The organism is Vibrio sp. Y2-5, assembly GCF_014596725.1.
Taxonomy (GTDB): domain Bacteria; phylum Pseudomonadota; class Gammaproteobacteria; order Enterobacterales; family Vibrionaceae; genus Vibrio.
In genome coordinates this window covers 302,106-328,792 of record NZ_JACVEG010000002.1, presented here as the reverse complement: position 1 = coordinate 328,792, position 26,687 = coordinate 302,106, and the positions used below count along the sequence as shown (strand labels likewise).

At 43.4% G+C, this 26,687-nt stretch carries 20 protein-coding genes; 12 read left to right on the top strand and 8 right to left on the bottom strand.

Annotation, left to right across the window (positions count from 1 at the left end):
* The first annotated feature begins 71 nt into the window (after positions 1-71).
* The 3 genes from HUO09_RS06610 to HUO09_RS06600 all read left to right on the top strand — a co-directional run bounded on the left by HUO09_RS06610 (position 72) and on the right by HUO09_RS06600 (position 3,179).
* On the top strand, positions 72-662 hold the full coding sequence (locus HUO09_RS06610) for a TetR/AcrR family transcriptional regulator (protein WP_188233416.1): 591 nt from the start codon (positions 72-74) through the stop codon (positions 660-662).
* A 58-nt stretch (positions 663-720) separates the two neighbouring features.
* Positions 721-1,578: an alpha/beta fold hydrolase gene (locus tag HUO09_RS06605; RefSeq protein WP_188233415.1), complete on the top strand. Its 858-nt coding sequence runs from the start codon at positions 721-723 to the stop codon at positions 1,576-1,578.
* Between the two features lie 215 nt (positions 1,579-1,793).
* Positions 1,794-3,179, top strand: coding sequence for a DASS family sodium-coupled anion symporter (locus tag HUO09_RS06600; RefSeq protein ID WP_167410715.1), 1,386 nt, complete (start codon positions 1,794-1,796; stop codon positions 3,177-3,179).
* A 65-nt stretch (positions 3,180-3,244) separates the two neighbouring features.
* On the opposite strand, the gene HUO09_RS06595 is transcribed toward HUO09_RS06600, so the two are convergent.
* Both HUO09_RS06595 and HUO09_RS06590 read right to left on the bottom strand, forming a co-directional pair.
* Entirely contained in the window at positions 3,245-5,068 is a 1,824-nt protein-coding gene (locus HUO09_RS06595) for an SUMF1/EgtB/PvdO family nonheme iron enzyme (protein WP_167410714.1), read from the bottom strand.
* Positions 5,069-5,235: 167 nt separating this feature from the next.
* Positions 5,236-6,342: a PEGA domain-containing protein gene (locus tag HUO09_RS06590; RefSeq protein ID WP_167410713.1), complete on the bottom strand. Its 1,107-nt coding sequence runs from the start codon at positions 6,340-6,342 to the stop codon at positions 5,236-5,238.
* Between the two features lie 451 nt (positions 6,343-6,793).
* Between HUO09_RS06590 and HUO09_RS06585 the strand changes: the two genes are divergently transcribed.
* The 5 genes from HUO09_RS06585 to HUO09_RS06565 all read left to right on the top strand — a co-directional run bounded on the left by HUO09_RS06585 (position 6,794) and on the right by HUO09_RS06565 (position 13,821).
* Positions 6,794-7,603, top strand: coding sequence for an AraC family transcriptional regulator (locus tag HUO09_RS06585; RefSeq protein WP_167410712.1), 810 nt, complete (start codon positions 6,794-6,796; stop codon positions 7,601-7,603).
* 340 nt (positions 7,604-7,943) lie between these two features.
* Positions 7,944-11,063, top strand: coding sequence for a bifunctional proline dehydrogenase/L-glutamate gamma-semialdehyde dehydrogenase PutA (putA, locus tag HUO09_RS06580; protein ID WP_188233414.1), 3,120 nt, complete (start codon positions 7,944-7,946; stop codon positions 11,061-11,063).
* Between the two features lie 24 nt (positions 11,064-11,087).
* Entirely contained in the window at positions 11,088-11,786 is a 699-nt protein-coding gene (locus HUO09_RS06575; protein ID WP_167410710.1) for an aldehyde dehydrogenase family protein, read from the top strand.
* A gap of 103 nt (positions 11,787-11,889) precedes the next feature.
* The gene (putP, locus tag HUO09_RS06570) at positions 11,890-13,380 is read left to right on the top strand and encodes a sodium/proline symporter PutP (RefSeq protein ID WP_167410709.1); all 1,491 of its coding nucleotides are present in this window, start codon (positions 11,890-11,892) and stop codon (positions 13,378-13,380) included.
* 207 nt (positions 13,381-13,587) lie between these two features.
* Entirely contained in the window at positions 13,588-13,821 is a 234-nt protein-coding gene (locus HUO09_RS06565) for a hypothetical protein (RefSeq protein ID WP_167410708.1), read from the top strand.
* A gap of 352 nt (positions 13,822-14,173) precedes the next feature.
* On the opposite strand, the gene HUO09_RS06560 is transcribed toward HUO09_RS06565, so the two are convergent.
* Both HUO09_RS06560 and HUO09_RS06555 read right to left on the bottom strand, forming a co-directional pair.
* Positions 14,174-14,788, bottom strand: coding sequence for a hypothetical protein (locus HUO09_RS06560; protein ID WP_223159336.1), 615 nt, complete (start codon positions 14,786-14,788; stop codon positions 14,174-14,176).
* A 126-nt stretch (positions 14,789-14,914) separates the two neighbouring features.
* Positions 14,915-15,217, bottom strand: coding sequence for a DUF406 family protein (locus HUO09_RS06555; RefSeq protein ID WP_167410706.1), 303 nt, complete (start codon positions 15,215-15,217; stop codon positions 14,915-14,917).
* Positions 15,218-15,623: 406 nt separating this feature from the next.
* Between HUO09_RS06555 and HUO09_RS06550 the strand changes: the two genes are divergently transcribed.
* Entirely contained in the window at positions 15,624-16,085 is a 462-nt protein-coding gene (locus HUO09_RS06550) for a TetR family transcriptional regulator (RefSeq protein ID WP_167410705.1), read from the top strand.
* A gap of 298 nt (positions 16,086-16,383) precedes the next feature.
* Positions 16,384-18,507 (top strand): methyl-accepting chemotaxis protein, encoded by a 2,124-nt coding sequence (locus tag HUO09_RS06545; protein WP_188233413.1) that lies wholly within the window; start codon positions 16,384-16,386, stop codon positions 18,505-18,507.
* 56 nt (positions 18,508-18,563) lie between these two features.
* Here the strand turns inward: HUO09_RS06545 and yjeH are convergent, their stop codons facing one another.
* Positions 18,564-19,817 carry an L-methionine/branched-chain amino acid transporter gene (gene yjeH / locus HUO09_RS06540; protein WP_188233412.1) on the bottom strand — a complete coding sequence of 418 codons (1,254 nt, stop codon included), beginning with the start codon at positions 19,815-19,817 and terminating at the stop codon, positions 18,564-18,566.
* Between the two features lie 285 nt (positions 19,818-20,102).
* Between yjeH and HUO09_RS06535 the strand changes: the two genes are divergently transcribed.
* Together HUO09_RS06535 and HUO09_RS06530 are read left to right on the top strand one after the other, a co-directional pair.
* On the top strand, positions 20,103-20,576 hold the full coding sequence (locus tag HUO09_RS06535; protein ID WP_167410702.1) for an Lrp/AsnC family transcriptional regulator: 474 nt from the start codon (positions 20,103-20,105) through the stop codon (positions 20,574-20,576).
* A 3-nt stretch (positions 20,577-20,579) separates the two neighbouring features.
* Complete coding sequence (locus HUO09_RS06530) at positions 20,580-21,194, top strand: LysE family translocator (RefSeq protein ID WP_188233411.1); 615 nt, start codon at positions 20,580-20,582, stop codon at positions 21,192-21,194.
* A gap of 65 nt (positions 21,195-21,259) precedes the next feature.
* On the opposite strand, the gene HUO09_RS06525 is transcribed toward HUO09_RS06530, so the two are convergent.
* From HUO09_RS06525 to HUO09_RS06515, 3 genes are all read right to left on the bottom strand, one after another.
* The gene (locus tag HUO09_RS06525) at positions 21,260-21,484 is read right to left on the bottom strand and encodes a hypothetical protein (RefSeq protein WP_167410700.1); all 225 of its coding nucleotides are present in this window, start codon (positions 21,482-21,484) and stop codon (positions 21,260-21,262) included.
* A gap of 139 nt (positions 21,485-21,623) precedes the next feature.
* A complete protein-coding gene (locus HUO09_RS06520) occupies positions 21,624-24,734 on the bottom strand; it encodes a DUF748 domain-containing protein (protein ID WP_188233410.1) in 3,111 nt (1,036 codons plus the stop codon).
* Positions 24,735-24,980: 246 nt separating this feature from the next.
* On the bottom strand, positions 24,981-26,417 hold the full coding sequence (locus HUO09_RS06515; RefSeq protein WP_188233409.1) for a glyceraldehyde-3-phosphate dehydrogenase: 1,437 nt from the start codon (positions 26,415-26,417) through the stop codon (positions 24,981-24,983).
* Between the last annotated feature and the right edge of the window lie 270 nt (positions 26,418-26,687).

Here is a 26,687-nt window from a genome sequence, read left to right as displayed (position 1 = left end):
CATAAACACTGTTTGTAAAAAAAGAACGATCGTACTAAACTTCTTGGCATATTAACTGAATCTGATGAGTTATGAGCAAAGGAAGAATCACCCGCGAAAACATTTTGGCTAAGGCATTTGATCTTGCCAGTGAGAATGGTCTGGAAAGCTTGACGATAGGTGAGCTTGCTAAGCAGTGCGGTATGTCAAAAAGTGGTCTGTTTGCTCATTTCAATTCAAAAGAGAATCTGCAATTAGCTGTGGTTGATTTTGCTAACCAAGTTTTTATCTCTCGCGTTATCGCTCCGGCTCGTGAGTTGGGTGATAAAGATATCGAAAGCAAACTGCGTGCTCTATTAGATAACTGGATGGGATGGAACCATTCATTCCAAGGAAGCTGTATGTTTCTCGATGCTTGGAAAGAATCAGCAAAAAGTGAATGCGCGATTCAGCAAGAGCTTAAAAAAGTGATTTCTCACTGGATTCAGTATTTACAAATACAGATAGATAAAGGCGTTGAAAACTGCCAGTTTCGAGCAGATTTGGACGCCAAGCAAGCGAGTTATGAGCTTTATGGCTTGTATCTTAGTGCGCATTTGTTCTACTCCATTTATGGACAAGAGCAAAGCCATCGACATTTTTGGCAAGGTGTCAGCGATTTGTTTGATCGCTGGAAACGTTAAACAGCAAAAAATTTACCAATAAAAAGCACGACCGTACGTTTTTGGTTTAAGGATGATTATGAGTGAGAAAATTTACTTCAATACAGCGCAACGCTTTAACTGGCGTCGCAGCTTAGTCAATGTGACCACACGCTTGCACCATACATTGGCGCCAAGACACGCAAAGAAAACAGCAAGAAAGCTTCTTCTTACTCCAAGTCGTATGAAAGCAAAGAATCAAGCACCAGACGGTTTAATCAAATCTCATGTTTCATCGCCAGAAGGACAGTTAACTACTTATCGTTTGGGTAAAGGACCTGTTTGGGTGTTGACGCATGGTTGGTCTGGTTCATCCAATCAGTTTTATCCATTGATGGAACACATTGCATCCTTAGGCTTTACTGCGCTTGCTTATGATCATCCAGGGCATGGTGAAAGTGAAGGTGCTCTAGGGCATATCCCCGCGTTTGTGCGAGGGTTGGAAGCCATTCTGGATAGTGAAGATGAAGTGGTTGGTTTGATTGGACACAGCATGGGTAATGCGACCGCTTTGGAGTGTCGACACGTTAAAGTAGCAAACTGTCCTATGTTGCTGATTGCACCTGTACTGGACTATTTAGATAACCTGTTCAGCACTGTGGCTCGTTCTGGTTATTCCATGCGCCTATTTGAAGAAGTCGTCAACGAAGTTCAAAATGAATACCGCTATCCAATTCAATCGATTGACCCTTACAAAAAGCTTAAGCAACGTGAGTCTCAGACTATAATTGTTCATGACGAAGGCGATAAATTTGCGAAGTATTCGGTATCGCAAAAGGCGTCTCAAGAGATGGAAAAAGTTACGCTTATCACCACTCAAAACCAAGGTCATGGCAGAGTGATGACAAGCCCTGAGGTGATGAATGCATTTGATCAAATCGCTAGACAGGTTTCTTAAGATAACGTTTTTTACTTGGGATACTGTTTAAAACTGATGTTTTATTAATCATCAGTCAAACGAAAAGGGATATTTATATTTCTATTTATTTCAAAATGTTAAGTTGTTGGTTTTAATGTTGATTAGTTTAACAACTTGACAAAAATTTATTATCTCCTTGTTTGGTTACGTGTGATCATTGTGTTGCCGTAAGGCCTTTATAAGGAAAAATAATAATGAATAGAAATGATAGTGTCCCTTTACCCAATAACACCCGAGAATGGTTTTTTCACCGAAACAGTTTGATTGTCATTGCCGATCTGGCTCTGTTTTTCATCTTACTGTTTACCCTTCCTTTTGAGTCAAATGTTGTTTTAGGCTTAAGTATGCTGACGTTTATCGCCATCCTCTGGCTGACGGAAGCATTACATGTCACTGTCACCGCGATACTCGTCCCTGTGATGGCGGTATTGTCAGGTGTGTTTGACACGCAAGCTGCCCTGAATAACTTTGCGAATTCGATTATCTTCCTATTTTTGGGCGGTTTTGCCCTAGCGGCGGCTATGCATCGCCAAGGTTTAGATAAAGTTATCGCAGATAAAGTCCTCGTACTTGCTCAAGGTCGAATGAGTGTTGCTATCTTCATGTTGTTTGGTGTTTCAGCCGCTCTTTCTATGTGGATCAGTAACACGGCGACGACAGCGATGATGTTGCCTCTGGTGCTTGGTATTTTAAGTAAGGTGGATGATAAGAGAGGTCACTCTACCTATGTGTTTGTGCTGCTAGGTATTGCTTACAGTGCCAGTATTGGTGGGATTGCAACTGTGGTGGGCAGCCCTCCGAACGCAATTGCAGCCGCAGAAGTGGGTTTGACTTTCGTCGGTTGGATGAAATTTGGTCTTCCAACTACTTTAGTTATGTTGCCAATATGCTTAGCCATTCTTTACTTCATGCTAAAGCCTGATCTCAGCGGTCAGTTTGATACTCACTCAGATCCCGTTGATTGGGACAAAGGTAAAATAGTCACATTAGCAATATTCTCGCTGGTGGTCTTTTTGTGGATATTCAGTAAGCCGGTGAATGCTATGCTCGGCGGTTTTAAAAGCTTTGACTCATTGATTGCTCTTTCTGCCATCATCATGGTGAGTTTCGCCCGAGTTGTGCACTGGAAAGACATCGAAAAAACAGCCGATTGGGGTGTACTGCTTCTGTTTGGTGGTGGTATTTGTTTAAGCAATGTGTTGAAACAAACGGGCACCAGCGTTTTTCTTGCTAATGAACTGAGCCAGTTGATTTCACACTTTGGCTTGTTCTTCATCGTGTTCGTTATTGCGGTATTCGTTGTGTTCCTAACTGAATTTGCCAGTAACACGGCAAGCGCTGCATTGCTTGTTCCGGTATTCGCAAGCGTTGCCGAAGTGTTTGGTGTCTCACCTGTTCTGTTATCAGTACTGATTGCAGTTTCAGCATCGTGTGCTTTCATGTTGCCAGTTGCCACCCCACCAAACGCTATCGTGTTTGCAACAGGACATATAGACCAAAGAGAAATGATGAAAGTTGGTTTCATCCTGAATATCGCCTGTATTGCTATTCTGTCCACAATCGCAATGACATTCTGGTAAGTTTAGCTTTGAAAGAAAATAAAAAAGGAGCAAATCATTGCTCCTTTTTTCATCTCAAAAACTCACTATTCAATCTCACGCAGAATACGGAAACCTACATAGTTGGCCGCAGTTGAAGGGCCTATAAATAGCTGTTTGTCTGCTTTTGCCATCTCTGGTGAGAAGACCCAAGAGCCACCTTTCGCCATGCCTCTTTCATCGTTGGTCCATTCCCATACGTTACCGACCATGTCGTAGAAACCTAAACGGTTTGGTTCAAACGCTCGTACAGGTGACGTGCTCTTATTTGACCACTGAGTACCACCCCAACCAGTGTTTGCTTTACCTGAACCGAAGTTATCTCCCCACCAGTAGCCGCTTTGACTACCTGAACGAGCGGCGATTTCCCACTCATCTTCACTTGGTAAGCGGTATTTGAAACCTGTTTGTTTAGACAACCAACGAGTGTAGGCAACGGCATCATTTTTACTGATACAGACAGCTGGTGATTGAGCGGACTGTTTGAAGCCTGGGTTACGCCAATAGCTTTCGGCTACTGGTGTCACTTCAGAATTATCGACGGTAATACAGATGTTTTTAAGTTCAGCATCTGTTTGGTAGCTGGTTTGATTCACGAACGTCTCAAACTGACCCACAGTAATTGGTGTCGCACTTAATGCGAAAGCATGATCAAGGCGAATTTGTCTTGAAGCTTGATCACCCAGTAGATATTCACCTTTTATCATGGTGATCATCTCAGGGGCTTTTGCACTGCCCTTCAATGAATCCGCAAACTTATGACCCGGTTTCAAAACGTTTTCATATTCGTTCAGAACCGCACGTAGCGTTTGGTCTGCTGTAACTTCTATTTCACTGTTGAAAGAGCGATAGCCTTCTTTCTCAATGATGATGTGATGCTTACCAACGGGCATCAATACTTCTACTGGTGTACTTCCATATTGAACGCCGTCAACGGTCACTCTGTCCGCATATTGATTTGAACGAACAGAAAGACTTACCCAAGCCACTTCTTTTTGCTTCTCGCCAGCTTGATTGCCTTCACCCGGAGCAAAACAATATTGGGATTCTAAGTTAAGAAGCTTACACGGTGCGTTTTCAGCAGGACGAGCATCAAGCTGAGCTGAAATCACAGTGCGGAACTTGCTGCCATCTGAGAAGCCAGATTCGACAACAGCGTGCTTTAACACATGAATATTGAGAGAAACATCAGATAGGTTGTGTTTGACGATAGCCGATTCGCTGGTTTCATCAACAAGCCAGTTTTGGAACTGTTTAACCGCTTTTTGTAGCCCAAGCTCATTAGTTTGGCTGCTACATTGAGCTAATGTCATGTTCGCGTTACAGGTGTTGGTAAAGCTGACTTTCTGTTCGCCAGAGCGTTTTAGTTCTTCACGTAAACGTTCCACACGTGCGCGAAGTTTGTCTTGCTCTAAACCTGCGATGTTTTGCTCAATATGGCCTTGCGCAGATTTTTTCTGGGCTAGGGCTGTTTGCAGTTCTTGCAGCTTTTGTTCAGCCTCTAAGCGAGACTTCTGGTTCTGCTTTACTTCAGACCACGCATCTTGATACGCCTGTTGCGAAGGCATTATGTCAAGATCCGGTTCATCTATCATTTTGAGATAGTCACGCTCCAAATTTGCTTTCGCTTTTTTTAGCTTCGCATCGAGTTTGACTGTCAGTTGATTGAGACGATCCAATTCTTGTTGTTGATTATCGACAGCAGTCTGTTCGGACTGGGTCGCCTTTTTTGCATCCTGCAACTCTGAATGTTTACTGAACAGCGCGTCATCAATGGCCATTACAGAGGAAGGCGTTCCTTCTGCCAACGTCGATGTCGCCATTAAGCAAGGTGAGAGTGCTATTAGAAGAGCGGATAAACCTTGTCGCATTGTTGTCTACTTCAGTTAAGTTTTAAAAAATGTTTTGGCTATTCTAAACGAAAACGCCATTTTGTCAGAAGTTATCTTTCAATAACTTGATAACAAAATGGCGTTTTAACATAGCCTTATTCATCAGCTTTGTGAATCATCACAGAAAAACCACTGTATTCCGTCGCCTAGCCGTTTTTGTTTGGTCTAAGTTTTACCCAGATAGAATCGTTGCCGTTCACAGTGATAACGCGGTTATAAGTTTCAAAACCGTCTTTAGACACAGTAACTTGATGACGACCTGCTGGTAGAACGATTTCTACAGGAGTGCTGCCGTAGTTAATACCATTGATGGTCACAGAATCGTTATATTGGTCTGAACGAACAGTCACATTTGCCCACTGTTTATCGTTCTTTTTGTTCGTGTTCTCGTCAGCTGCACCTTGTAGACAGTAGCGAGTAGAAACATTCAGCAATTTACAGGCTGCTACTGCTTCTGGTTTCGCTTGTAGCTGCGCTTGCATTAGCGTGGTGTAGTCATTGTTGCCTTCGAAACCGCTCTTGATGATTTGGCTTTCTTGAACGTGAATGTTTAGCTCAACACCATTGGTATTTTGTTTAACAAGCGTAGATTCCGTGACACCATCAAGTAACTTAGCACGAAACGTTTTGACTGCTTTCTGCTTCGTTAGGTATTTACCTTGGTTAGCACATTCGCCAAGCGTCATAGTAGTAGAACAGGTTGTTTTGTAGTTTGTTTCTAAAACACTGCTTTCACGAAGCTCAGTTTCAAGACGCTTAACGCGCGCTTCAATGCGGCTTTCTTCCAAGTTAGCGAATTCAGTTTTCAAGCGAGCTTGTTTCTGCTTAATCTGAGACAGACGCATTTCGCTTTCTGTCACAGCCTGTTCATTGGCTAATTTCTCAGACTGGTTCTGTTTTACTGCAGCCCAAGTTTCTTGATATTTCTTTTGGAAGGTAACCAGATCAGTTTCTGGGTCATCCAACAGACGTGCATATTGTTTGTCTAGAGCAGATTTTGCTCTATTACGCTTCGCATCTAATTCATCTGCTTCACGTTGGAGGCGTTCTTCTTCATTTTTCAATTGTTGAAGTTTGGCACCTTCCGCTTCATAGTCTGAAGAAATCGTGTCAATTTCACTTTGTTTGATACTTATCTTCTCATCGATGCTCGCCACAGGATCAGCCTGTGTTACTTGTTCCGCGTTCACCGATGCAGTTACCCAAAGAGGGCTTAGCGCAAGCAATAGCGCTGGGATGCGATATTTGATCATAGGTCCCTGCAACAATTTAACATTTAACCACTGATAATAGTGGGAAAGACAATCTTTTGACAGCTTTTAAATAAGCCGACTCATTATGCAAACTCTGTAGCTTTTTTAGCTTCAAAGCACTAAAACTTACCGAAACCTGCTACTAGGTCTCTGATTTTGTAAATCTTATAAATGTGCATTTCCCATTTTGAGCAGATTCATAAAATATGCAAGCACCGATTTCCGATTCACTGCGTTGTTTTTCGATTGAATACACATTGACCGTAATTTATGTGCACTTGATCATTGTTCCGACTAGATGAATAACCCCCATTTCATCACCATAAATTATTGCATATGCGTATGGTTGATTATTGGAGGTTAAAAATTGTACAGCAATATGACTGCAGGAAATTTTGGTATAAAATGCAAACCTATTTCAAAAAATGACATGGTCTTGAGTGAGCAAAATATGACAACTTCTGCCTATACAGAGCAAAGAGCCAAAGTTTTGTCGCCTCGTCCGGCGCAGTTAATTACATTGCCTGCGTATATGGATTGCCATGATCACAACTACACGCAAATTGTTATTGGTCTTAAAGGTCAAGCTGAGTTTGAAGTGTGCGGCAGCGGGAATGTTGTTGGGCCGGGGCAGGGTTGTGTTGTGACCTCCGGAACTGATCACGCCTTTGGTGGCATTGTTGGTCAGTCAGATATCTTGGTGTTGAACCTCCCTCTTCCTTCAGACGATGACCCTCTAGCTCTACAGAAGATAAATGATCTTTCTCGCAATGATGTGTATTTCCAACTCGATGGACAAATTCAAAAATTGATTCAACTTCTGGTGTTGGAAATGCAATCTTCTCCTGATGATTTACTTTTAAGCCGAGCTTGTAGCGATACCGTTACCGCTTTATTGCAGAGACACATATCCAGTTTTTCTACTCATAGAAAAGACTCACGTTTTGATTTAGTAGCGGTCGATCGCTATATCGAACAGCATTTAAGTCGTCGAATTTCTGTCGCGCAGTTAGCGGGAAGCGTATTTCTTGGAGAAAGTCAGTTTCATTGTCTGTTTAAGGAACAACTAGGCATTACACCACATCAATATGTATTAGGTAAGCGTGTTGACATGGCGAAGTCTCTTATTGAACAAGGCCGTTTAAATCTAGGCCAAATCGCCGAGCTTACAGGGTTCTCAAACCAAAGTACCTTTACCCATACTTTCTCCCGTTTGCAGGGGATTTCACCTTCGCAATTCAAGAAAAGCTGTCGTAAATAAGCTTACAAATTCAGAAATCACGCCACACTTTTGTTTTTTCCTACGTTCGATGACATTCGCTCATAGTGTTCTTCACTATGACTTCCCTTAAATAATGATAATTATTCTTCTTTAAAGTGCGATATAGACTACTGTAGGTTACTTATTTGCGATATCTGGTAAAAAATTAGCATATTATCTTGTGGGAAATGATGTGATTCTGTTTTTGCTTTGTTAATAAACCAAGTTTTTGGCAAAAAGCTCGGAGTTTTTGACAAGTAATCCTCGTGCGCTCAAAATACACTGCTGCCATTGTAGGAAGCCCGAATTGGATAAACGGGTATGAGATTGAGGAAAACGCGTGTTTACAGCAACTGATGTGTTGAAAGCCGAATTTGTAGAGCAACCGCTTAACAAATTGTGGTCGCAGATCTCGCCACTTTACATGGTGGACGAATCCCAATGGCTAAAGGAACTTTTACCCCTAGCAACGCCGACTGAAGATGAGAAGTCAGCGATAGCGGTTAAAACAACCGAACTGATTGAGACTATTCGTAAAGACAAGCAGTCGATTCAAATGATCGATGCACTTTTGCTTGAGTACAGCTTAGATACTCAAGAAGGTATCTTATTGATGTGTCTTGCCGAGGCTCTAATGCGTATTCCTGATTCGGAAACAGCAGACGCCTTTATCAAAGACCGTCTTGGTGTTGCAGACTGGAAATCGCACCTTAAGAATTCAGATTCTGTATTTGTTAATGCTTCAACTTGGGGCTTAATGTTTACAGGCAAAGTCATTGGTCTTTCTGATGCAGAAAGCACCAGTCCTATCCAAGCGGTTAACCGTTTAGTCAACAAGTTGACTGAACCTGTGATTCGTAAAGCAATGCATCAAGCGATGAAGATCATGGGTCACCAGTTTGTACTTGGTCGTAACATCGCTGAGGCACAAAAGAATGGTCGCAAGATGCGCGACAAAGGCTTTACCTACTCATTTGATATGTTAGGTGAAGCTGCTTTAACAACCGCTGACGCGAAAAAATATTGCCAAGACTACCTCACTGCGATTGAAGCGGTTGGTCGTGACAAATATGGTTTAGAGACCAGCCCTGCACCATCTATTTCTATCAAACTATCGGCACTGCACCCTCGTTACGAAGTGGCAAACCGCGATCGTGTAATGAGTGAGTTGTATCAAACGTTGATGCAATTGCTAGAGAAAGCCATTGAGCTTGATGTTGCTATCACCATTGATGCGGAAGAAGCAGACCGTTTAGAGCTTTCTCTTGAACTGTTTGAAAAAGTTTACCGCAGTGAACTTGTAAAAGGCTGGGGCAAGTTTGGCCTTGTAATTCAAGCTTACTCAAAACGTGCTCTGCCAGTTCTAGTTTGGTTGACTGCGCTTGCAAAAGAGCAGGGCGACCTGATTCCGGTTCGTCTTGTGAAAGGCGCGTACTGGGATAGTGAGATTAAATGGTCTCAACAAGCGGGTTACACTGGCTACCCTGTATACACTCGTAAAGAATCGACAGATGTTTCTTATTTGGCGTGTGCACGTTTTCTACTCAGCGAATCCGTTCGTGGCAACCTGTTCCCACAATTTGCTAGCCACAACGCGCAAACTGTTACTTCTATTGCTGTGATGGCAACGCACAAAGATTTCGAATTCCAACGCCTGCATGGCATGGGTGACGCTCTGTATAACCATGTCATGAAAGCGTACAAGCAATCGGTGCGTATTTATGCTCCGGTAGGCAGCCACAAAGATCTGTTGCCTTACCTTGTTCGCCGTCTTCTTGAGAATGGCGCAAACAGCTCGTTTGTCCACCGTCTGGTTGATGCGCGCTGTCCGATTTCATCTTTGATTCAGCATCCGGTCGATATGCTGCTTGAGTGTGATACGTTCAACAATACTCAAATTCCATTGCCGCCAGCAATCTTCTCTGAGCGCCGTAATTCTTATGGTGTGAACATAGATATAGAAAGCGAAGCGGCTCCATTTGAAAAGCAAGTCGAGTCATTTGCTGGTCATCAGTGGAAGGCCGCGCCAATCATCAACGGACACTCTTTGATCGAAAGCATGATCAAGGAAGATGTAAAGCCTGAACTTGTGACGGCACCGTATGATCGTCGTGTGGAAGTGGGGCAAGCCTATTTCGCATCCCATGATCATGTTTCCGAAGCTATTGAGTCTGCACATGCTGCATTTGCAAGCTGGAATCAAGAGCCAGCAACGGTTCGTAGCGAAAAGTTAGAGAAGCTTGCTGAGTTATTGGAAGCCAATCTGGCTGAGCTAGTCGCAATCTGTCACCACGAAGCGGGTAAAACCATTCACGATAGTATTGATGAAGTTCGTGAAGCCGTAGATTTCTGCCGTTACTACGCCAAGCAAGTGGATTGCTTAGGCGAGTTCACAGTGGATGATTTTGATGGCGAGAAGCGTACGTTACGACGCGAAGGTCGTGGTGTATTTGTTTGTATCAGCCCTTGGAACTTCCCTCTGGCAATTTTCCTCGGTCAAATATCTGCGGCATTAGTGTCTGGTAATACTGTGGTTGCAAAACCAGCAGAGCAAACCAGTTTGATTGCAGCGCGTGCAGTTGAGTTGATGCTAGAAGCGGGTTTCCCTACGGGTGTTATCCAACTACTTCCGGGTAAAGGTTCAGAAATAGGTAGTGCGCTGACTTCTCACCCAAGTATCGCAGGCGTGGCGTTTACGGGCTCTACCGCGACGGCTCAACGCATTAACCAAACACTGGCAGAGCGCGATGCAGAACCTGTTCCGTTTATCGCGGAAACCGGTGGTCAGAATGCAATGATCGTAGACAGTACCGCGTTACCTGAACAAGTGGTTCGTGACGTTCTTCGTTCAGCTTTCGCTTCAGCGGGTCAACGCTGTTCAGCACTGCGTGTTCTTTTCGTTCAACAAGATGTTGCAGACCGCATTACCACGCTTATCCAAGGTGCAATGCAAGAGCTGTCGGTTGGTCTTCCTTATTTGCGTACCACGGATGTTGGTCCTGTGATTGATGCGAAAGCGAAACAAACGCTGCTTGAGCATATTGACCACATGACGAAGACGCAAAAGAAAGTCGCTGAGCTTAGCCTAGGTGATGCTTGTCAACATGGTGACTTTGTTGCGCCAACAGCGTTTGAGATTGCAGACATTTCATGCCTGACTGAAGAAAAATTTGGTCCGGTATTGCACATTGTTCGCTTTAAAGCGAGTGAATTGGCAGATGTCGTGAATCAAATTAACCAGACTGGGTTTGGTCTCACTATGGGTATTCATAGCCGTAACGAAACAACCTATCGCTGGATAGAAAAGCATGCGCGTGTGGGTAACTGTTATATCAACCGTGACCAAGTAGGTGCTGTGGTTGGTGTTCAACCGTTTGGTGGTCAAGGGCTATCAGGCACGGGGCCGAAAGCAGGTGGTCCACACTATTTATACCGTTTTTCTCAGGTTCAGTACCGTTAATCGACTAAGCGAAGGAGACCAAACATGGTTCATCAAGTAACTCGTTTTTCTGACGCTTTTTCGGCTTGGGAAAACTGGAATTTAACAAGTTTTGATTCTAAGTGTGAGTGTTTACTTTCATTGAAATCAAATTTAGAAAGCACTTCTCCTCAACTTGCGAAAGTGATTTCTTACCATCTTCAACAGGCAGCGACATTGTTGGCGCATACGCATCAACTTGTTGGCCCAACCGGAGAAACCAACGAGCTGTATACGGCGGGACGTGGTGTAGCACTGATCATTCAAGATGATAACAGTGCTGCTGCGAAAAAAACCGTGATTGCTCAGTTAACAGCTGCATTAGTTGCGGGTAACAGCGCAGTTTATTGCAGTGATGATGCTGAATTGTTTTCAGCACTAAAGTCTGCTTTTGAGCAGTCAACTCTACCCGCTAACGTTTTGCAATTTGCAACGTTTGACGCACATCAACAGCTGATGGAATCAGATGTTCGTGCTGTGGGCTATGTCGGTAAAACGTCGGTTGAGCGTCGTCTTAATCGCGAACTGGCAAAACGCACAGGCGCTATCGTTAGCTTAGTCTCAGAAACGGATTTGGATGCCCTTCCTGTGGCACACGATCCACATTTATCACTGCGCTTTATTACCGAACGTACTCGTACAATTAATATTACGGCAGTGGGTGGTAACGCGACCTTGCTAGAGCTTGGAAGCGAATCTCACTAGGTCTGATGGCCTTAAAAGATCTTCAGACCTTAGATCTTTTATCTCTCCCCCCTCCCTTTGAGGGGGGCATGGAAGATAATTTATATATAGAGGACTCAACACAATGGAAAATAGCTTTGCTATTACGACCACCTTTATCGTCTACCTCATTTTGATGATGGCGATTGGTGTTTACGCATATCAGCGAACGAAAAGTTCATCGGATTATTTCCTCGGTGGCCGATCTTTAGGTCCATGGCCTGCGGCACTTTCTGCAGGTGCATCTGACATGAGCGGATGGTTGTTACTTGGCCTACCAGGCTATGCTTACGCAGCGGGTTTTGAAGCTTTCTGGTTAGCTGGTGGCTTGTTAGTCGGTACTTGGGCTAACTGGTTATTGGTTGCAAAACGCCTGCGTACTTACAGCGTAACGACTGATGCACTTACATTGCCTGAATTCTTTTCGCGTCGCTTTAATGACAAATCTAAGCTAATTCAAACAATTTCAGCTTTCTTTATCCTTCTATTCTTCCTTTTCTATACCAGTTCAGGCTTAGTAGCTGGTGGTAAGTTGTTTGAAACCGTATTTGGCATTGATTACACCATCGCGGTTGTTATTGGAACAATTTGTGTCGTTTCATACACATTGTTTGGTGGCTTCCTTGCGGTATCTTGGACTGACTTAGTGCAAGGTCTTTTAATGGCAGCAGCTCTACTTATCGTACCTTTAGCCGCACTTGACGGTGGTTTCGGTAAGCTGGATGCAGAGCTAACCGCTATCAACCCAGAGCTTCTTACTCTTTGGAATGGCATCGACGGCAAACCACTGTCTGCAATTGCGATCATTTCACTTGTTGCTTGGGGTCTAGGTTACTTTGGTCAGCCTCATATTTTGGCTCGTTTCAAAGCTTCACGTTCAAATAAAGATTTAACTACTGCACGTCGTATTGCTGTGGCGTGGACAGGGTTATCAATGTTTGGTGCATTGTTAGTGGGCTTCGTTGGTTTGGTATACGTAACCAACCACGGCACTATGCAGCTTGAAGATGGTGAGAAAATCTTCATGCTTCTTGTGAACGCGATGTTCCACCCGGTTATCGCTGGTATTCTTTTAGCGGCAATTCTTGCAGCAATCATGAGTACTGCAGACTCTCAGTTACTGGTTTCTTCTTCCGCACTGGCAGAAGATTTCTACAAACAAGTATTCAAAACTGACGCAAGCTCAGAAGAGATTGTACGTGTTGGTCGCCTAGCAGTAATTACTCTATCTGTTATTGCACTTATTTTGGCAATGACACCAGACAGTTCAGTGCTAGGTCTTGTTTCTTATGCTTGGGCTGGTTTCGGCGCAGCATTTGGTCCGGCTCTAGTATTAAGTTTGTACTGGTCTCGCATGAACCGTAATGGCGCTCTAGCAGGTATCATTGTTGGTGGCGTAACTATCGTAGTGTGGAAGCAACTTTCTGGCGGCTGGTTCGATGTGTACGAAATCGTACCGGGAATCATTCTGTCTTCAATCTCTATTGTGGTTGTAAGTCTAACGACTGGTGAACCAGAGCAAGTTGTTGCATCACAGCATCAAACTTATAAGAAGCAATTGATTGACCTAGACTAGGTTAAAACTCCACTGTTTCTCTGAAAACCCCACTTTGTGGGGTTTTTTTGTCTATGTTGAAAACAATTGCTAGCAGAAATTGCTTATGTCGTATGTAGGATGTTTTGGATACACATCACATTTTTAAGTGAAATATTTGAGTGTTTGCTCGAAAGTGATTAAATAAAAGCCGAGTTTTCATTTTAGCTAATCAGAGAGGATCCCGTTATGCCAGAAGCGTTTTGTAACTGTTGCCGTAAAACCACACAGCATAAAGTTGTTATGAGACGTTGCTCTTCGGAATCAGAATCAGGTTGGCAGGCGGTAAACGCATTTCTTTCAAAGCTTTTTAGCGGAGAGCATTACTATCCGATGGAGCAGCAAATGTTCTGTCGCGAATGCAATCATAAGTTAGTCGTAACAAGTAACAAATACTCAGGGTCTAATACCGTTAAGGTTTAACCTTTTATCTCTTACGATAGATAAAGCGATAAGCATGGATAAATAAACAAAGGCACTGTTTACTCAAAACAGTGCCTTTGTTTATTTATCCATTACGAGACAATGCTATTTCGAAAATCACTTTGGTATCAACCCAAGAAAACATCTATCCTCGTCGTCTAAATATTCAGGAGCCTTGGACGCTTTTCCGCCTACTGGATAAAAGCGGTGTCGTTGCCGCAAGTACGACTTCCGTTAACTACAGTTTTCTGTGGATGAGGGAGAAATGATTTGTAGAATTCACCCTGAGTCAGATGCTAGGGGTATTTAAGCTATCGAATACGTTGTACTCGTTGATATATTTATTTTTCACTTAGCGTGCAACCACACCACCTAAAGTTAAGTTGGTTGGCCATTTTGTAATGATGTTCCCGCCTAAAAAGATATTGCCTTTCACTGTCATTGTGTCTGGGAACGTGACGATTTTTGACCCGCCAATATAGAGGTTGCCCTCAATTACAATGCCTTCGGGTAGTTCCGTTAATGGTGTTCTGGCTACGCTTAAATCCCCTTTGACTGTCATCGCTGGTGGCAGTTTTTCTAGTGGTGTATCTGTAAAATTAAGGAACCCGCCTACTTGAATTCGCGCAGGCCAGGTCTTGATTTTAGAGCCGAGAAAGTTCGCATAACCACGAATCTTGGTGCCGCGTTGAATTCGTTCAAGTTGGCTATTTGACGCATCTAAACTTCCCATTACGTTTAAGCCTTTTGGCAGCGATTTGATCGACGTTTTGGCAATGTTGAGATTACCTTTGACCTTTAATCCGTCGGGTAAGCTGGTATACGGCTTGTTCCGCAAATCAAGGTTCCCGTAATTATCCAGATGATTGAGTATGCGGTACTGGTCGAGAGGTACAGCACTGAGCGGTAATGAGTAGAAAGCCAAGCAAAGCGCCCAGACAGAGAAACGCCAAGTCGAGAAAGACATGTTTTTCCTATATCACGTAACAGTATTAAAGATAGTATCGGCAGGAGTGGCAATCTCTTCAATGGAGAACAAAATCACAAGGAGAAGATCACAAAAGCGAGCTGGGAGCTCGCTTTTTAAGGGGAATTATCGCATCAGTGAGCGCGATTTCAGTTCGAAGATAAGCTTTTCAGCACTTACTTCAAATTTGAAACGTGCTTTCAACTCCGTTGTGCTTTCATCGATAGGTGTTGATTCGAACTCTACCGCAGCACATACTTCTTTTGCTAGAGCGACGTATTTGTCTAATTCGCTTTTTAGTTGGTCTTGATTAGGTGCAAAAATAGTCACTTCTGCAACTTCATCACCCTCTTTGATAAAAAAGCCCATTTCTGCAGAACAACCGCAAGCTTCACAAACTTGGTTTACTTCACAGCTTTCGTTACTCATCTCAACATCCTCTTACAAAATTTAAGGTCATTCTAACTCTGTATCAGCGGGTGTTCCAGATAAATGATAATGCAACAATGTATGAACACGGGTTTATATTGTTGACGCAGGTAACAAAATTAGGAGTGTGATAATAGTCGAAAATTGGGCGTTCTAGTGACATTTTTTTGTCATTACACCGTTTGATGCATTGTCATACCTTACTGTTTGTAAGATTATTCCTACGTGGAATTCATGGTATGAATGAATTGTTCACATGTTGAGATGGATTTTTAAAGGATATTTTGTTCATTCAATTTGAATGAAAGAATATTTTCTTACAAAGGGTGGATTGGCTGTTGAAGTATTTCAGTGGCATTTGATTCATTTAATTTTTTGATGAGTTTGTATACAAAGAGCTATTAATATGCCGAAGCGTAGTAAAGAAGATACAGAAGTGACCATTCAAACAATCATGAATGCTGTTGTCGACCAACTGTTAAGATTAGGCTATGACAAAATGTCATACACCACGCTAAGTCAGCAAACGGGTGTTTCCAGAACAGGTATCAGCCACCACTTCCCGAAAAAAACAGACTTTGTGCTTGCGCTTGATGGCCAGATTTTTAATCTATTTGTAGCACATTTGGATTTAGACCATGGCGTTGAGTCATTCTCAAGCTCATGGATTAAGGCGCTAAATGATTCAGAATTCGTTGCTATTTTGCGTTTGTTTTTCCACCATATTGTAGCTGCTGATAAAGCAGAAGAGTTCTCCTATAAAGGTGTGGGGCGTTTATATAAACTGGCTCACGAAAAATTAGGTGAAGGCAGTGACAGGCTGGTTGAGTGGTTGATTGGTAAATCTCTTGTTGAAATGAGTAAGTGATCACCTAGAGATCAGTAATAGTTAGAGTTTATTAAGGCTTGCGTTCGCAAGCCTTTTTTATGCACTCCACATACCGAGCTGATGACCAATATGGTGCAATGTTAGTGAGATTTTCCCTAAATTAGTGGGTGGTAAAGTAGTAAGTGAAATTCTCTAAGTGGTTTTAACTGCTTGATTTTTATTCGTATAGTTAAGCTGTTTGAGTTCTTGCTAAAATACAGAACAACGTACTTTTTCTTGTTTTTGGAACGCCAATTGCACATTAGTGCACATAACAATACAAAAATAAGGAAATTTTATGCACTTAACGCCTGAGGAAAAAGGGTGGCTACCTTGGTTTGGCAAGACGGGTAAATTAGCTATGCGCAAGGCCTGTTGGTTTAACCGTAAACGCAAAGCTTCTCTAGAACAAACTTTTGAAAACATAGCGAATACCCGAGTCAAAATTCTTACGACTTGGGCTGAAAACCAATGGTCCTTTCTACATGATGCCTCGCTGTATTTATCAACTAAGTCTCCTGATGAATATCGAGAAACCTTAAGTCGACTACTGAACCGTAGTGCTGACTTATCCGAGCTATTCATTGTCTCTGCACAAGGAGAGATCCTTGAATCCACTTTTCCATCACAGAAAAACAAAAAGGTTATTTCAACCCAAGCTTTGAATGAGGGCTTAGTGCAGCCATTTTTGCATGGTCCTTACCGTGATGCAGTGACGCTCGCTATTGGCCCTTCAAGCTCTCACTTTCATGACGAAGTGACCTTGATGTTCTATCAACCGATCGAACTAGATGGTGATACCAGAGGGTGTTTGTGTGGGCGAATCCCTAATGATGTTATTGGCGATCTTATTCAACGTGAAGCCGGGCATATTTATAGTGAGTCGGGCGATAACTATCTGTTTATGGTTAATTCTCATTTTGATCCCTCTATCAAACAAGGTGTTGCGCTTTCACGCTCTCGTTTTGAGGATAACCATTTCTCCCATGGTGAGAATTTGAAGGATGGGGTGAACACCAAGTGGGGTGTGGTAAAAGTCAGTCGTCATACCGAATTTGAAATTGTGTTTAATGATCCTGCAACCAACAAACTTCATCCGGGGGTAAGAGAAACCATTAAAAACGGTCACAACTTATACATCGATTATCCGGGGTATTCTGATTACCGCCATATTCCGGTGATAGGTAAGGGAGTGACGTTTACTATGCCAGGGTCGAAAGACCGTTGGGGGATGATGTGCGAATCGGATTTAGAAGAGGTTTACCGCCATCGTTCTGTGGCACAAAAACTCAATCAACAATTCGCTGTTAGTGTATTTGGCCCATTGGTGATTCCTTTCGTCATTGAGATGTTTTACCCATTAGGAAACGCTCAGCTTTTGTTCCTATCGGTGTTGCTTGGGTTAATGGCTATTGGTTTATTTCATATCTTCAGTGCCAAGCCAATGGCCAATAATCTAGAGACAATGACACAGGTTATGCAGGTACTCGCGGAAGGGGATGGCAACTTAACTCGTCGCTTAGATGCGAGCAAATTTAAGTCTGACGAAACGGGTGATTTGGGACGTTGGACCAACAGTTTTATTGATAGCCTTGAAGGGATTATTCAAGAGCTGGTGTTCGCCAGCAAAGAGGTGAAGAATGTGTCGGAATCAATGTTCCGTCGCAGCCAGTTACTCCTTACCAGTAGCGATATGACCGCTACATCAATTACGGATATGCTCTCTCTCGCAGGGGTTCAGAGTCAGGAGATCAACAGCGCGAATGACACTGCGACTGAAATGCATGAGCTAATGCAGCAAACGGTGCATGCAGCGCAGCTTGAATATCAGAAAGCGGCGGAAAGCGCTCAAGAAATTAAGAATATCGTTCAATCTTCGGCACATACCGTCAATGACGTGAATGAGGAAATGCAGAAAATTGGCAATATTGTCTCTGTTATTACAGAAATTACGGCTCAGACCAACTTACTTGCTCTGAATGCTGCTATTGAGGCTGCTCGTGCAGGTGAACATGGAAGAGGATTCTCAGTAGTAGCCGATGAAGTACGAGTGTTAGCCAACAAAACCTCTCAGGCTGCCAACAGTATCGGAGAGCTGATGACTGCTCTGCATACGCAGTCACAGCGAGCGGTGAGTTATATGCAAGAGGGAATTACCAATGTAGAGAACAGCACACAGGTGGTGGATGAGTCTTCTCGCAGTGAGCGTCTGCAAACATCGGTCACTGGTTTATTCACTCTGATTCAAGACATAGCTCGCAACAGTGAGGAGCACAGGCAAACTGCCGATGAAGCGCAATCTACAGTGGTGAAATTGCAGGAAGCGTCTTCACAGTTATCTCGTAGGACAGCGTTAATGCAGAACTCGCTTCAGCGGCTGGATCAACTCGTTGGTCGTTTTGAAATTCGCAAAGCGTCATAAAACTTTATAAAAGCAAAGCAAAGCAAAGCAAAGGCGGGTTATCCCGCCTTCATTGTTTAAACTGAATGGCGTGTTTTGAGCTCTTTCTGCCATGGAAGCGCAAAGGCAGTAAAGATTACAAGTGCATACAACATTGACCAACCAAGACAAATAAATACGCCAGTGCACAGAATTAAAGCCACAACAGCCAGTAGCTTCTGAAACCCCTTCAGCAGTTTGTACGCGGCCAACATGGCTAACAGGTAGACTAAAACAAAAACACCATTCGCCAGTTTTAGGAAAAATTCCAAATCCAAATTCGACAGTTGACCTGCTACGCACGACAGTAGCAATATGCCACCAATCAGCCAAGTAGAGTTGGCGGGAACGCCACGGTGAGAAAGTTGCGCCAGTGCGCTTTCCGGACGATATTCTCGTGCTTGCGCCCAAACCATACGCGATAAACTTTGTGTGTATAAGTTGATACTGGCAAAGCAGGCAAAGAATCCTATGATGCTGATTATGATTGCCATACGAGAACCAAACAGTTTGTCACTAAGCCAAGGTATAGAGGCACTGTCAAACTCAGGTGTACCAAAAGCGCCGAACTTTAAGATTATGACTGAACACGCCCAATAGGTTGCACCAGCCACAAAACATCCTACTAGAATAGCGATTGGGAAATCACGCTGTGGGTTTTTGAATTCTTCCCCCATATGTGCGAAGGCTTCGATTCCCACAAAACACCAGAACATCACTCCTAGCGCAGCACCGATCGACCAAATCGAATCTACGCTCAATGGTGGCATCGTTAAATCAGCGCTACTTACTTCACCTATCCAGAGAAAAGATGCCACCAGTACGAAGATGCTCAATGCGATGGCCGTTTGTAATCGGCCAGAAGATTTTGTTCCTGCTAGATTTACTCCAATAAGAAGTGCCACAGTAAGCACTTGAGCCAAAACGGCATTATTGAATGGAGCAGGTAACAATTGCTGTAAAAAGCCCGCAGCTAAGGCGACAGCTGCGGGTACGCCTACAGGAATGACGCTTACAAATAGCCAGGCAACCGCTCGCTCTAGTCGTGCGTTGTACGCTTTACGCACAAAGAACGCGGTGCCGCCAGCACTCGGGTATTTTTTCCCAAGCGCTGCGAAAGTTAAAGCAACAGGGCAAACAGCAACAAATAAGATGAGCCAAGCCCACAGTGAAAAATGGCCAGCAATGCCTGCAGCAATGGCTGGGATCATAAACAATCCGGTGCCCATTAATGTGGTCGATAGTTGACCGATACCAGAAAGCAAAGTGATCTCTTGTTTGAGTTGGTTCATGTTCTCATTCCCTGATTCTTATTATGCCGAAAGCTTACTCAAAACTGAGATGTGGTGCATCTGACAAAACGTTCTGCTTTAGTGTCAAAGTGACATTTTTTTACCCAATTTCCGTCATTTTGGTGGTGAAACTCCTCTCATAAAGAGACTTCCCGTTAATTGTCAGTAGTCTAGTCATGCAATTTGTGTCAAATTAGCCATGAATCAACGGGATAAGTTGGTTACTTTTCAACGTTTTTAATTTGAGAAAAAACGCGTGAGAAGCGAAAAGAATGGGAATGTACAATGGATAAATTTGACAGACAAATCATAGAGATATTGCAAGGGGATGCGAGAGCATCTGTGAGTGACATTGCCCGCGAAGTCAACCTTTCACGCTCTGCCGTTACGGCGCGCATTAAGAAACTCGAACAAGATAAAGTTATCTTGGGCTATCACGCTCAAATCGCAGACCCAGAGCACACCAATAATGTGAGTGCTTATTTTGCTCTAAAATTTGATACTTCCGCGAGTCTTCACTCCTGTGAGCTATATGCTCACAAGATCTATCTGATCCCTGGTGTGAAGTGGTGCCATGCGATTAGTGGTGAAACCGATATGATGTTGTACGTTGAAGTGGAAAGCATGGCGAAGTTAAATGCGATTAGAGACGAGCTACAAAGCTACTCCCAACTGCGTCAATTGATTACGCATACGGTTCTAAAAGAACTGTTTAATACTTCTACGCCCCAACTTTCACGTTCAACAAATAGGGAATAATCAATGACAATAACAGTTTGGCTATCACTTTTTACTATCTGCCTATTGGGCGCAATGTCACCCGGACCAAGCTTGGCTATGGTTGCAAAGCACAGCCTTGCTGGCGGACGTCGCAACGGTTTAGCAACGGCTTGGGCTCACGCTTTCGGCATAGGTATTTATGCGTTTATTACATTGATTGGATTGGCAGTGGTACTTCATCAGTCGCCACTGCTATTTAAAACCATCAGTTATGCTGGTGCTGGGTATTTGGCTTATTTGGGATTCAACGCTATTCGCTCCAAAGGTGGTGTGGCAGCGAAGTTGGAATCTGGCGAAACCGTAAGTACATGGCAATCTGCGCGCGAAGGTTTTTTGATTTCATTATTAAGCCCAAAGATTGCACTGTTCTTTATCGCATTGTTTAGCCAGTTTGTTGCCGTTGGACATGAGTTAAGTAGCAAAGCGATCATTGTCGTGACACCGTTTGTTGTTGACGGTCTGTGGTATACCTTTATTACCTTCTTGTTATCAAGCCCACTCATTCTCGACAAGCTACGTTCCAGAGCGGTATTGATTGATCGTTTGTCGGGGATTGTTTTGCTACTGCTTGCTGCGCGAGTTCTGCTCACTGTGTAGATGCCGCTCAAGCCATTTTCCAGACATGAATATAAAAGAACCCCTCGTGATTGAGGGGTTCTTTGTTAATACTTCGAATGGGTGTTCACTTCTTCAAACTCACCATCGATGGTATTGCCGTAGCTCTGATTGTTCTGAGCCTGATAAAACGGACGACGATGCAGTTGATTTTGCAGTTTTTTTCCGGTGATGAGTGCTGCGATAGTCAGAGGAATGACGAGCAACAAACTTAATGTCAGTGCGAAAAATCCAGTTATGAGCGTCAGCACGGTAATAAGAAATCTATTCATTGTCTGCTCCTGTTTTGATTGTCTTCATCTTAGCCCTGTACAGATGAATTAAACATGAACAAGCTATTCAGATAGATGATAGAAGCCCAACTCCCTGACATGACAGAGGATTGGGCTAGAGTTGAGGAAGAGGGAAAGGTTATTCAGCGCCTACAGTTAACTCAGCACCACTTTTTTCGGTTTTCAAATCGGTCTTACTATCGAGCAGGAACACTCGATCTGGACTAATTTGTTGTTCTTCCACCAAATACGCTTTAACCGCTTTTGCGCGTTCTGCTGCGAGATTACTCAAACTGTTTTTATCGACGTTGGTCGCTTTTACCAACTGATTATAGAGCCCCATATGAACAACGGTTTCAATTTGTTCTTTGGTCACTTCTGCACCTTGGTCTTTTTCAGCCAACTGCTGTTTAACTTTATCTCTTTCTTGGCTGATATCTAACTGCAACTGCTTCTCTGCGAGTCCTTCAAGTGCATCGACTAACGGGGCAGATTCGGTAATACGGCTGGCACTGAATGGTTCTGGAAGTGTTTCCAACCCGCTCTTGTCGAGCAGTGCCTTCTGCACCTTCTGTTCAGCCAATGCAAAGCTGTCGTCTGGAGCAGAGACAGAACCTTCGATACTGACTTTAAGAATCGGTCTTTCCTGTAGCGCTTGTGCTAGTTTTCCAACGAGTTGTTTTTCTTCGTCATCTAATGTTGCAACACCCGCTTGGAAAGTGACCTGATTCAACTCTTCATCTGTACCGACAAGATCGGCTAACAACGAGAAGGGTGCCGTCACGGCTTTGGTGATGATATTGGCGAACGCTTGCAAAATCACACTACCAAAACTGAAGTCAGGATCATCAACTTCACCTGACACGTTAACACCCAAATCAATCACACCGTGACGATCTTGCAATATCGCAATCGCCAGAGTGATAGGTAGGCTGGTTGCAAGGCTGGAATCGCTTGGTTTACCCAGTTGCAGTTGATCGATAACAAGGTGGTTTGTACCTTGAAGCTGGTTGTCATCTAATCGGTAGTTCAGGTCGAGTGAAAGTTGACCTTTATCGATGTAATAGCCTGCATAGGTTCCAGAATACGGATTGACGGAGGTCAGCTCAACGCTTCTAAACACTAAGGCAAGATCGAGATAAGGATTTTCAATCAGTGGGTTAATTTCACCTTTCAGTGTCACTGGCGCGTATTTATCAATTTTGCCGGCAATATCCACACTAGCTTTCGTTCCGGGAGTCGAAGACAAGTTCTTGATTGAACCTTCGAGTAACTCGATACCTGAGGCAAAGTTAGGGGTTAGCGAGTTGTCAGCGAAATACGCGGAACCATTGGCAAACTTAATCTGCTGAATCATGACCGACATAGGCTTGCTGTTATTATCCTTCGTGGTCACTGTCGCTTTGGTTGTGGTAGTACTGTCTTTTGCGGACTGAGCGCTATCACTCTGTTTAGTCACCACAATATCGCCAATGTTGGTGCGTTTATCTTCGGCAATCATCACTTTCGCGTAAGGTGCATCGAGCAACACCGTTTTGATGATCAACTTGTTTTGCTTGGAACTAAAACGCAGTGAGTCCACCGACATCTTCTTCCATTTCATCAAGGGTTCGCGCTCGATGGTGTCACGCATCAAAAGATTGTTAACACTGAGCGAACCGTCGAAATTAATATCGTCTGTCCCACTGACTTTGTAGTTTCCTTTAGTATTCAGTGCGCCTTTGTTTAAGCGAATATTCAGATAAGGAGTGAGATAAGGTTGTAGCTGTGTCAGATCCAGTGAATCAATGGACAGATTGCCATCCACTTTAAGCGCTTTAACATCAACACTACCTTGGGTTGCAAAAGAGCCCCTAGTGTTTTCTGGCTGCTGCTTGCTACTTGAGCTCACATTAAGCGCGACGTCATATTCAATAGGGTCAACTAAGTCGCTTTGAATAGCTTTAGTGGTAACCGTTATAGGGTGGACGCGCCAGTGCACACCTTGTGACTGAATTTTTTCCAACACATTGAAGTCCGAATCTGCCATTGAGAATTGCTCAAGGCGCACCTTCCATTCCGGTGTTGCTGATTCTTGGTTTGCTGCTTGCTTGGCTGAAGCATCCTGATTAGGTGCAGCACCGTTTGTTTGGGCTCTTGGGGTAAACAGTGCGGCTAAATCGAGCCCATTCTTGTCCAACAATGCGTCAAACCATAAGCCTTGCATTGAAATATCAGCGATGTTGATCAGTTGGTTATCGCCGGACACTTGGATATCACTGACAACCAATGAAGGCAGTTTTACCTTTTCAGATTGTTGATCACGAAAAACGAGATTGGAGAGTGAGAATTGTCCGTTCTGAGTTTGATATGAGATTGAGTCGTCAACTTGCTTCGCATGGTAATTGGTTGAGAAACTGATAGAACCATCGCTTAATCCTGCCGTTATTAGTTCCTTAGCGAATGGCCAATATGGCTTAAGTGTCAGATCTTTGAACGCTACATCGCCTTTAATTTCAAATGGCGACAACTGAAATTGACCTTTGAGAGAGAGCGGGCTTTGATCAGCACTCACTAACGAAAATTGGTATTGGTTAGCATTTTCGGTCAGATTCAGTTTTCCATCATGGTTAACAGGTAGGCTCAGAGTGTAAGCCTGACTGTCAATGTTGTTGAGCTTTAGGGAAATCTGTTGGTAATTTAAGTCAGAACCAGTAACGGAATCTGCAAATCGGACATCGCCATCAGTGATAGCAACAGCGTTAACCTTGAATGAAGGAATAGTATTGCTGGCAGGCTCTTCAGGCGTGTTCTCTGGCGTTTTTTGTTGATTGTTGTTGGCTAACGTTTTGAGAATATCACTGAAGTTAAACGTATTATTTTCGTTTAAGCGTTGTACTTGAACTTTAGGCTGAACAAAAAACAGATGGTCTACCGTTGGCGTTAAGCTTAGTAAGCTTTGCCAAAAGTTCACTTCCACTTCCAGCATTGCAAACTGGGTGAACGCTTGTTGTTGGTCTTGCTCAAGAATAGAGAAATTTTCAATTCTGGCTCTAAGCAGGAATGGATTAATTGAGACTTTTTCGATTTTAACGCCGCGACTTAACAATTGGCTAAGCTGTTTGGGTGCTTGAGATTGAATCACCGCTGGAGCAATGAGCCCGATAATGACAGCATAAGCGGCATAGGTAATGGCTAGATATGTTGAGGCTCTTAACCACTTCGGCGCCGATTTAAAACGAGCATAAAACAGAGATACCGCTTGTTTCATAGATAGTATTAGCCTCTTTACTTACTTAAGAATATTCTCACAAAAATATAGTTCGTTAGTTTAACTATATTTTTCCCAAAGAGATAAGCTTACTGGTGCAAATTTACTTGTAAAAAAGATGAAAAAAAGCCGCTCATATCAGGGATAGAGCGGCAAATCGGGGGGAAGTCATCAGAAGCAGTGGCTAAATGGGTCAGAAACCACTTCGTCAGTATCGGTTATTATTATGTTGTGGAGTCTAATTCTTTACTTTTGTGGGTATGTTTTGTAGCGCACGCCCATCATCTGTTCCATACAATGAACAACTTGGCAGCTATAACCAAATTCATTGTCATACCATACGTACAGAACGCATCGGTTATCTTGAGCGATGGTCGCAGCACCATCGACAACGCCAGCATAGCGTGAACCTACAAGGTCAGACGATACGATCTCTGTTGATTCTGTGTAGTCGATTTGTGCTGAAAGATCAGAGTTCAGTGCCATCTCTCTTAAATAGTTATTGAGCGCTTCTTTATCTGTGCTCTTTTCTAAGTTCAAGTTAGCGATCGCCATTGAAACATTTGGTGTCGGTACGCGAATTGAGTTACCAGTAAGCTTACCAGCCAATTCAGGCAGCGCTTTTGCAACGGCTTTTGCAGCACCAGTTTCAGTCAGAACCATATTCAATGACGCTGAACGACCACGGCGTTCTCCATTGTGGAAGTTGTCGATGAGGTTCTGATCGTTGGTGAAAGAGTGCACGGTTTCAATGTGACCAGATACCACGCCAAACTTATCATTCATCGCTTTCAGAATCGGTGTAATAGCGTTTGTGGTGCAGCTTGCCGCTGAAATAATCGTATCTTCTGGTTGAATAACCGATTCGTTAACACCGAATACCACGTTTTTAATGTCACCTTTGCCCGGAGCGGTTAGCAGTACTTTGCTTGCGCCTTTTGAGCTTAAGTGTTTGCTCAACCCTTCGCTGTCACGCCATACACCCGTGTTATCAACAACGAGTGCGTTGTGAATGTCATAACTGGTGTAATCAATCTCTTCAGGGGAGTTAGCATAGATAACTTTGATGAAGTTGCCGTTCACAATGAGTGCTTTCTGCTCGTTATCGACAATGATGCTGCCATTGAACTGACCGTGTACAGAGTCTCTTCTCAGCAAGCTTGCTCGTTTTTCCAAATCACCATGTTTACCGCCGCGAACAACAATCGCACGCAGTCTTAGCGGGTAACCCGGACCACTTTTTTCAATCAGCAAACGAGCCAGTAAACGACCGATACGGCCAAAACCATAGAGGACTACGTCTTTTGGTGTAGTCATCGTAGTGCCGTTTAGGCTGTTTAGCAGTGCGGTTTGCAGAAAATCATCCAAGTTATTTTCATCAGTATGATGCTGCCAATATTGGTGACCAAGCTGACCAATATCGATACGACATGGTGATAAGTCCAGTTCAGCCATGCGCTGTAATATTGGCATGGTTTGTTCAAGAGAGAGTGCGGTTCCAGTGTATCGGCGGGCAATGCGGTGGGTTTTAATGATGTCGATGGTGGCGGCGTTGATGAGAGTCTTACCGTACAAAATGACTTCAACACCTTTTAAACGATAAAGCTGGCCGATTAATGGTGACATCGATTCTGCGATAGTTTGGCTAGTCTGCCAATCGAGTAGATGTTTTTCTGGACTCATTGCTATAAACCTTTCACGTTATGGTTGAGCTGATACCCACAGTTTTTACTGCGTTTGGTATTGGGGGATAAGTATTGTTATTTTTATGTGGCAGGATTGTAATGTCTGACAGGTTATTCTGCTAGAAAAAATAATATCCATACTTTTAACTGTTAACTGGATCATTATTAGTGTTTTAATGTGTAATTTTAAGTGTTAGTACGTATTGACAGAATGCTTTTGAGGTAACTTATTTCGCGTCTATCTGTATTCAAGTCCAATTTCTCTTGT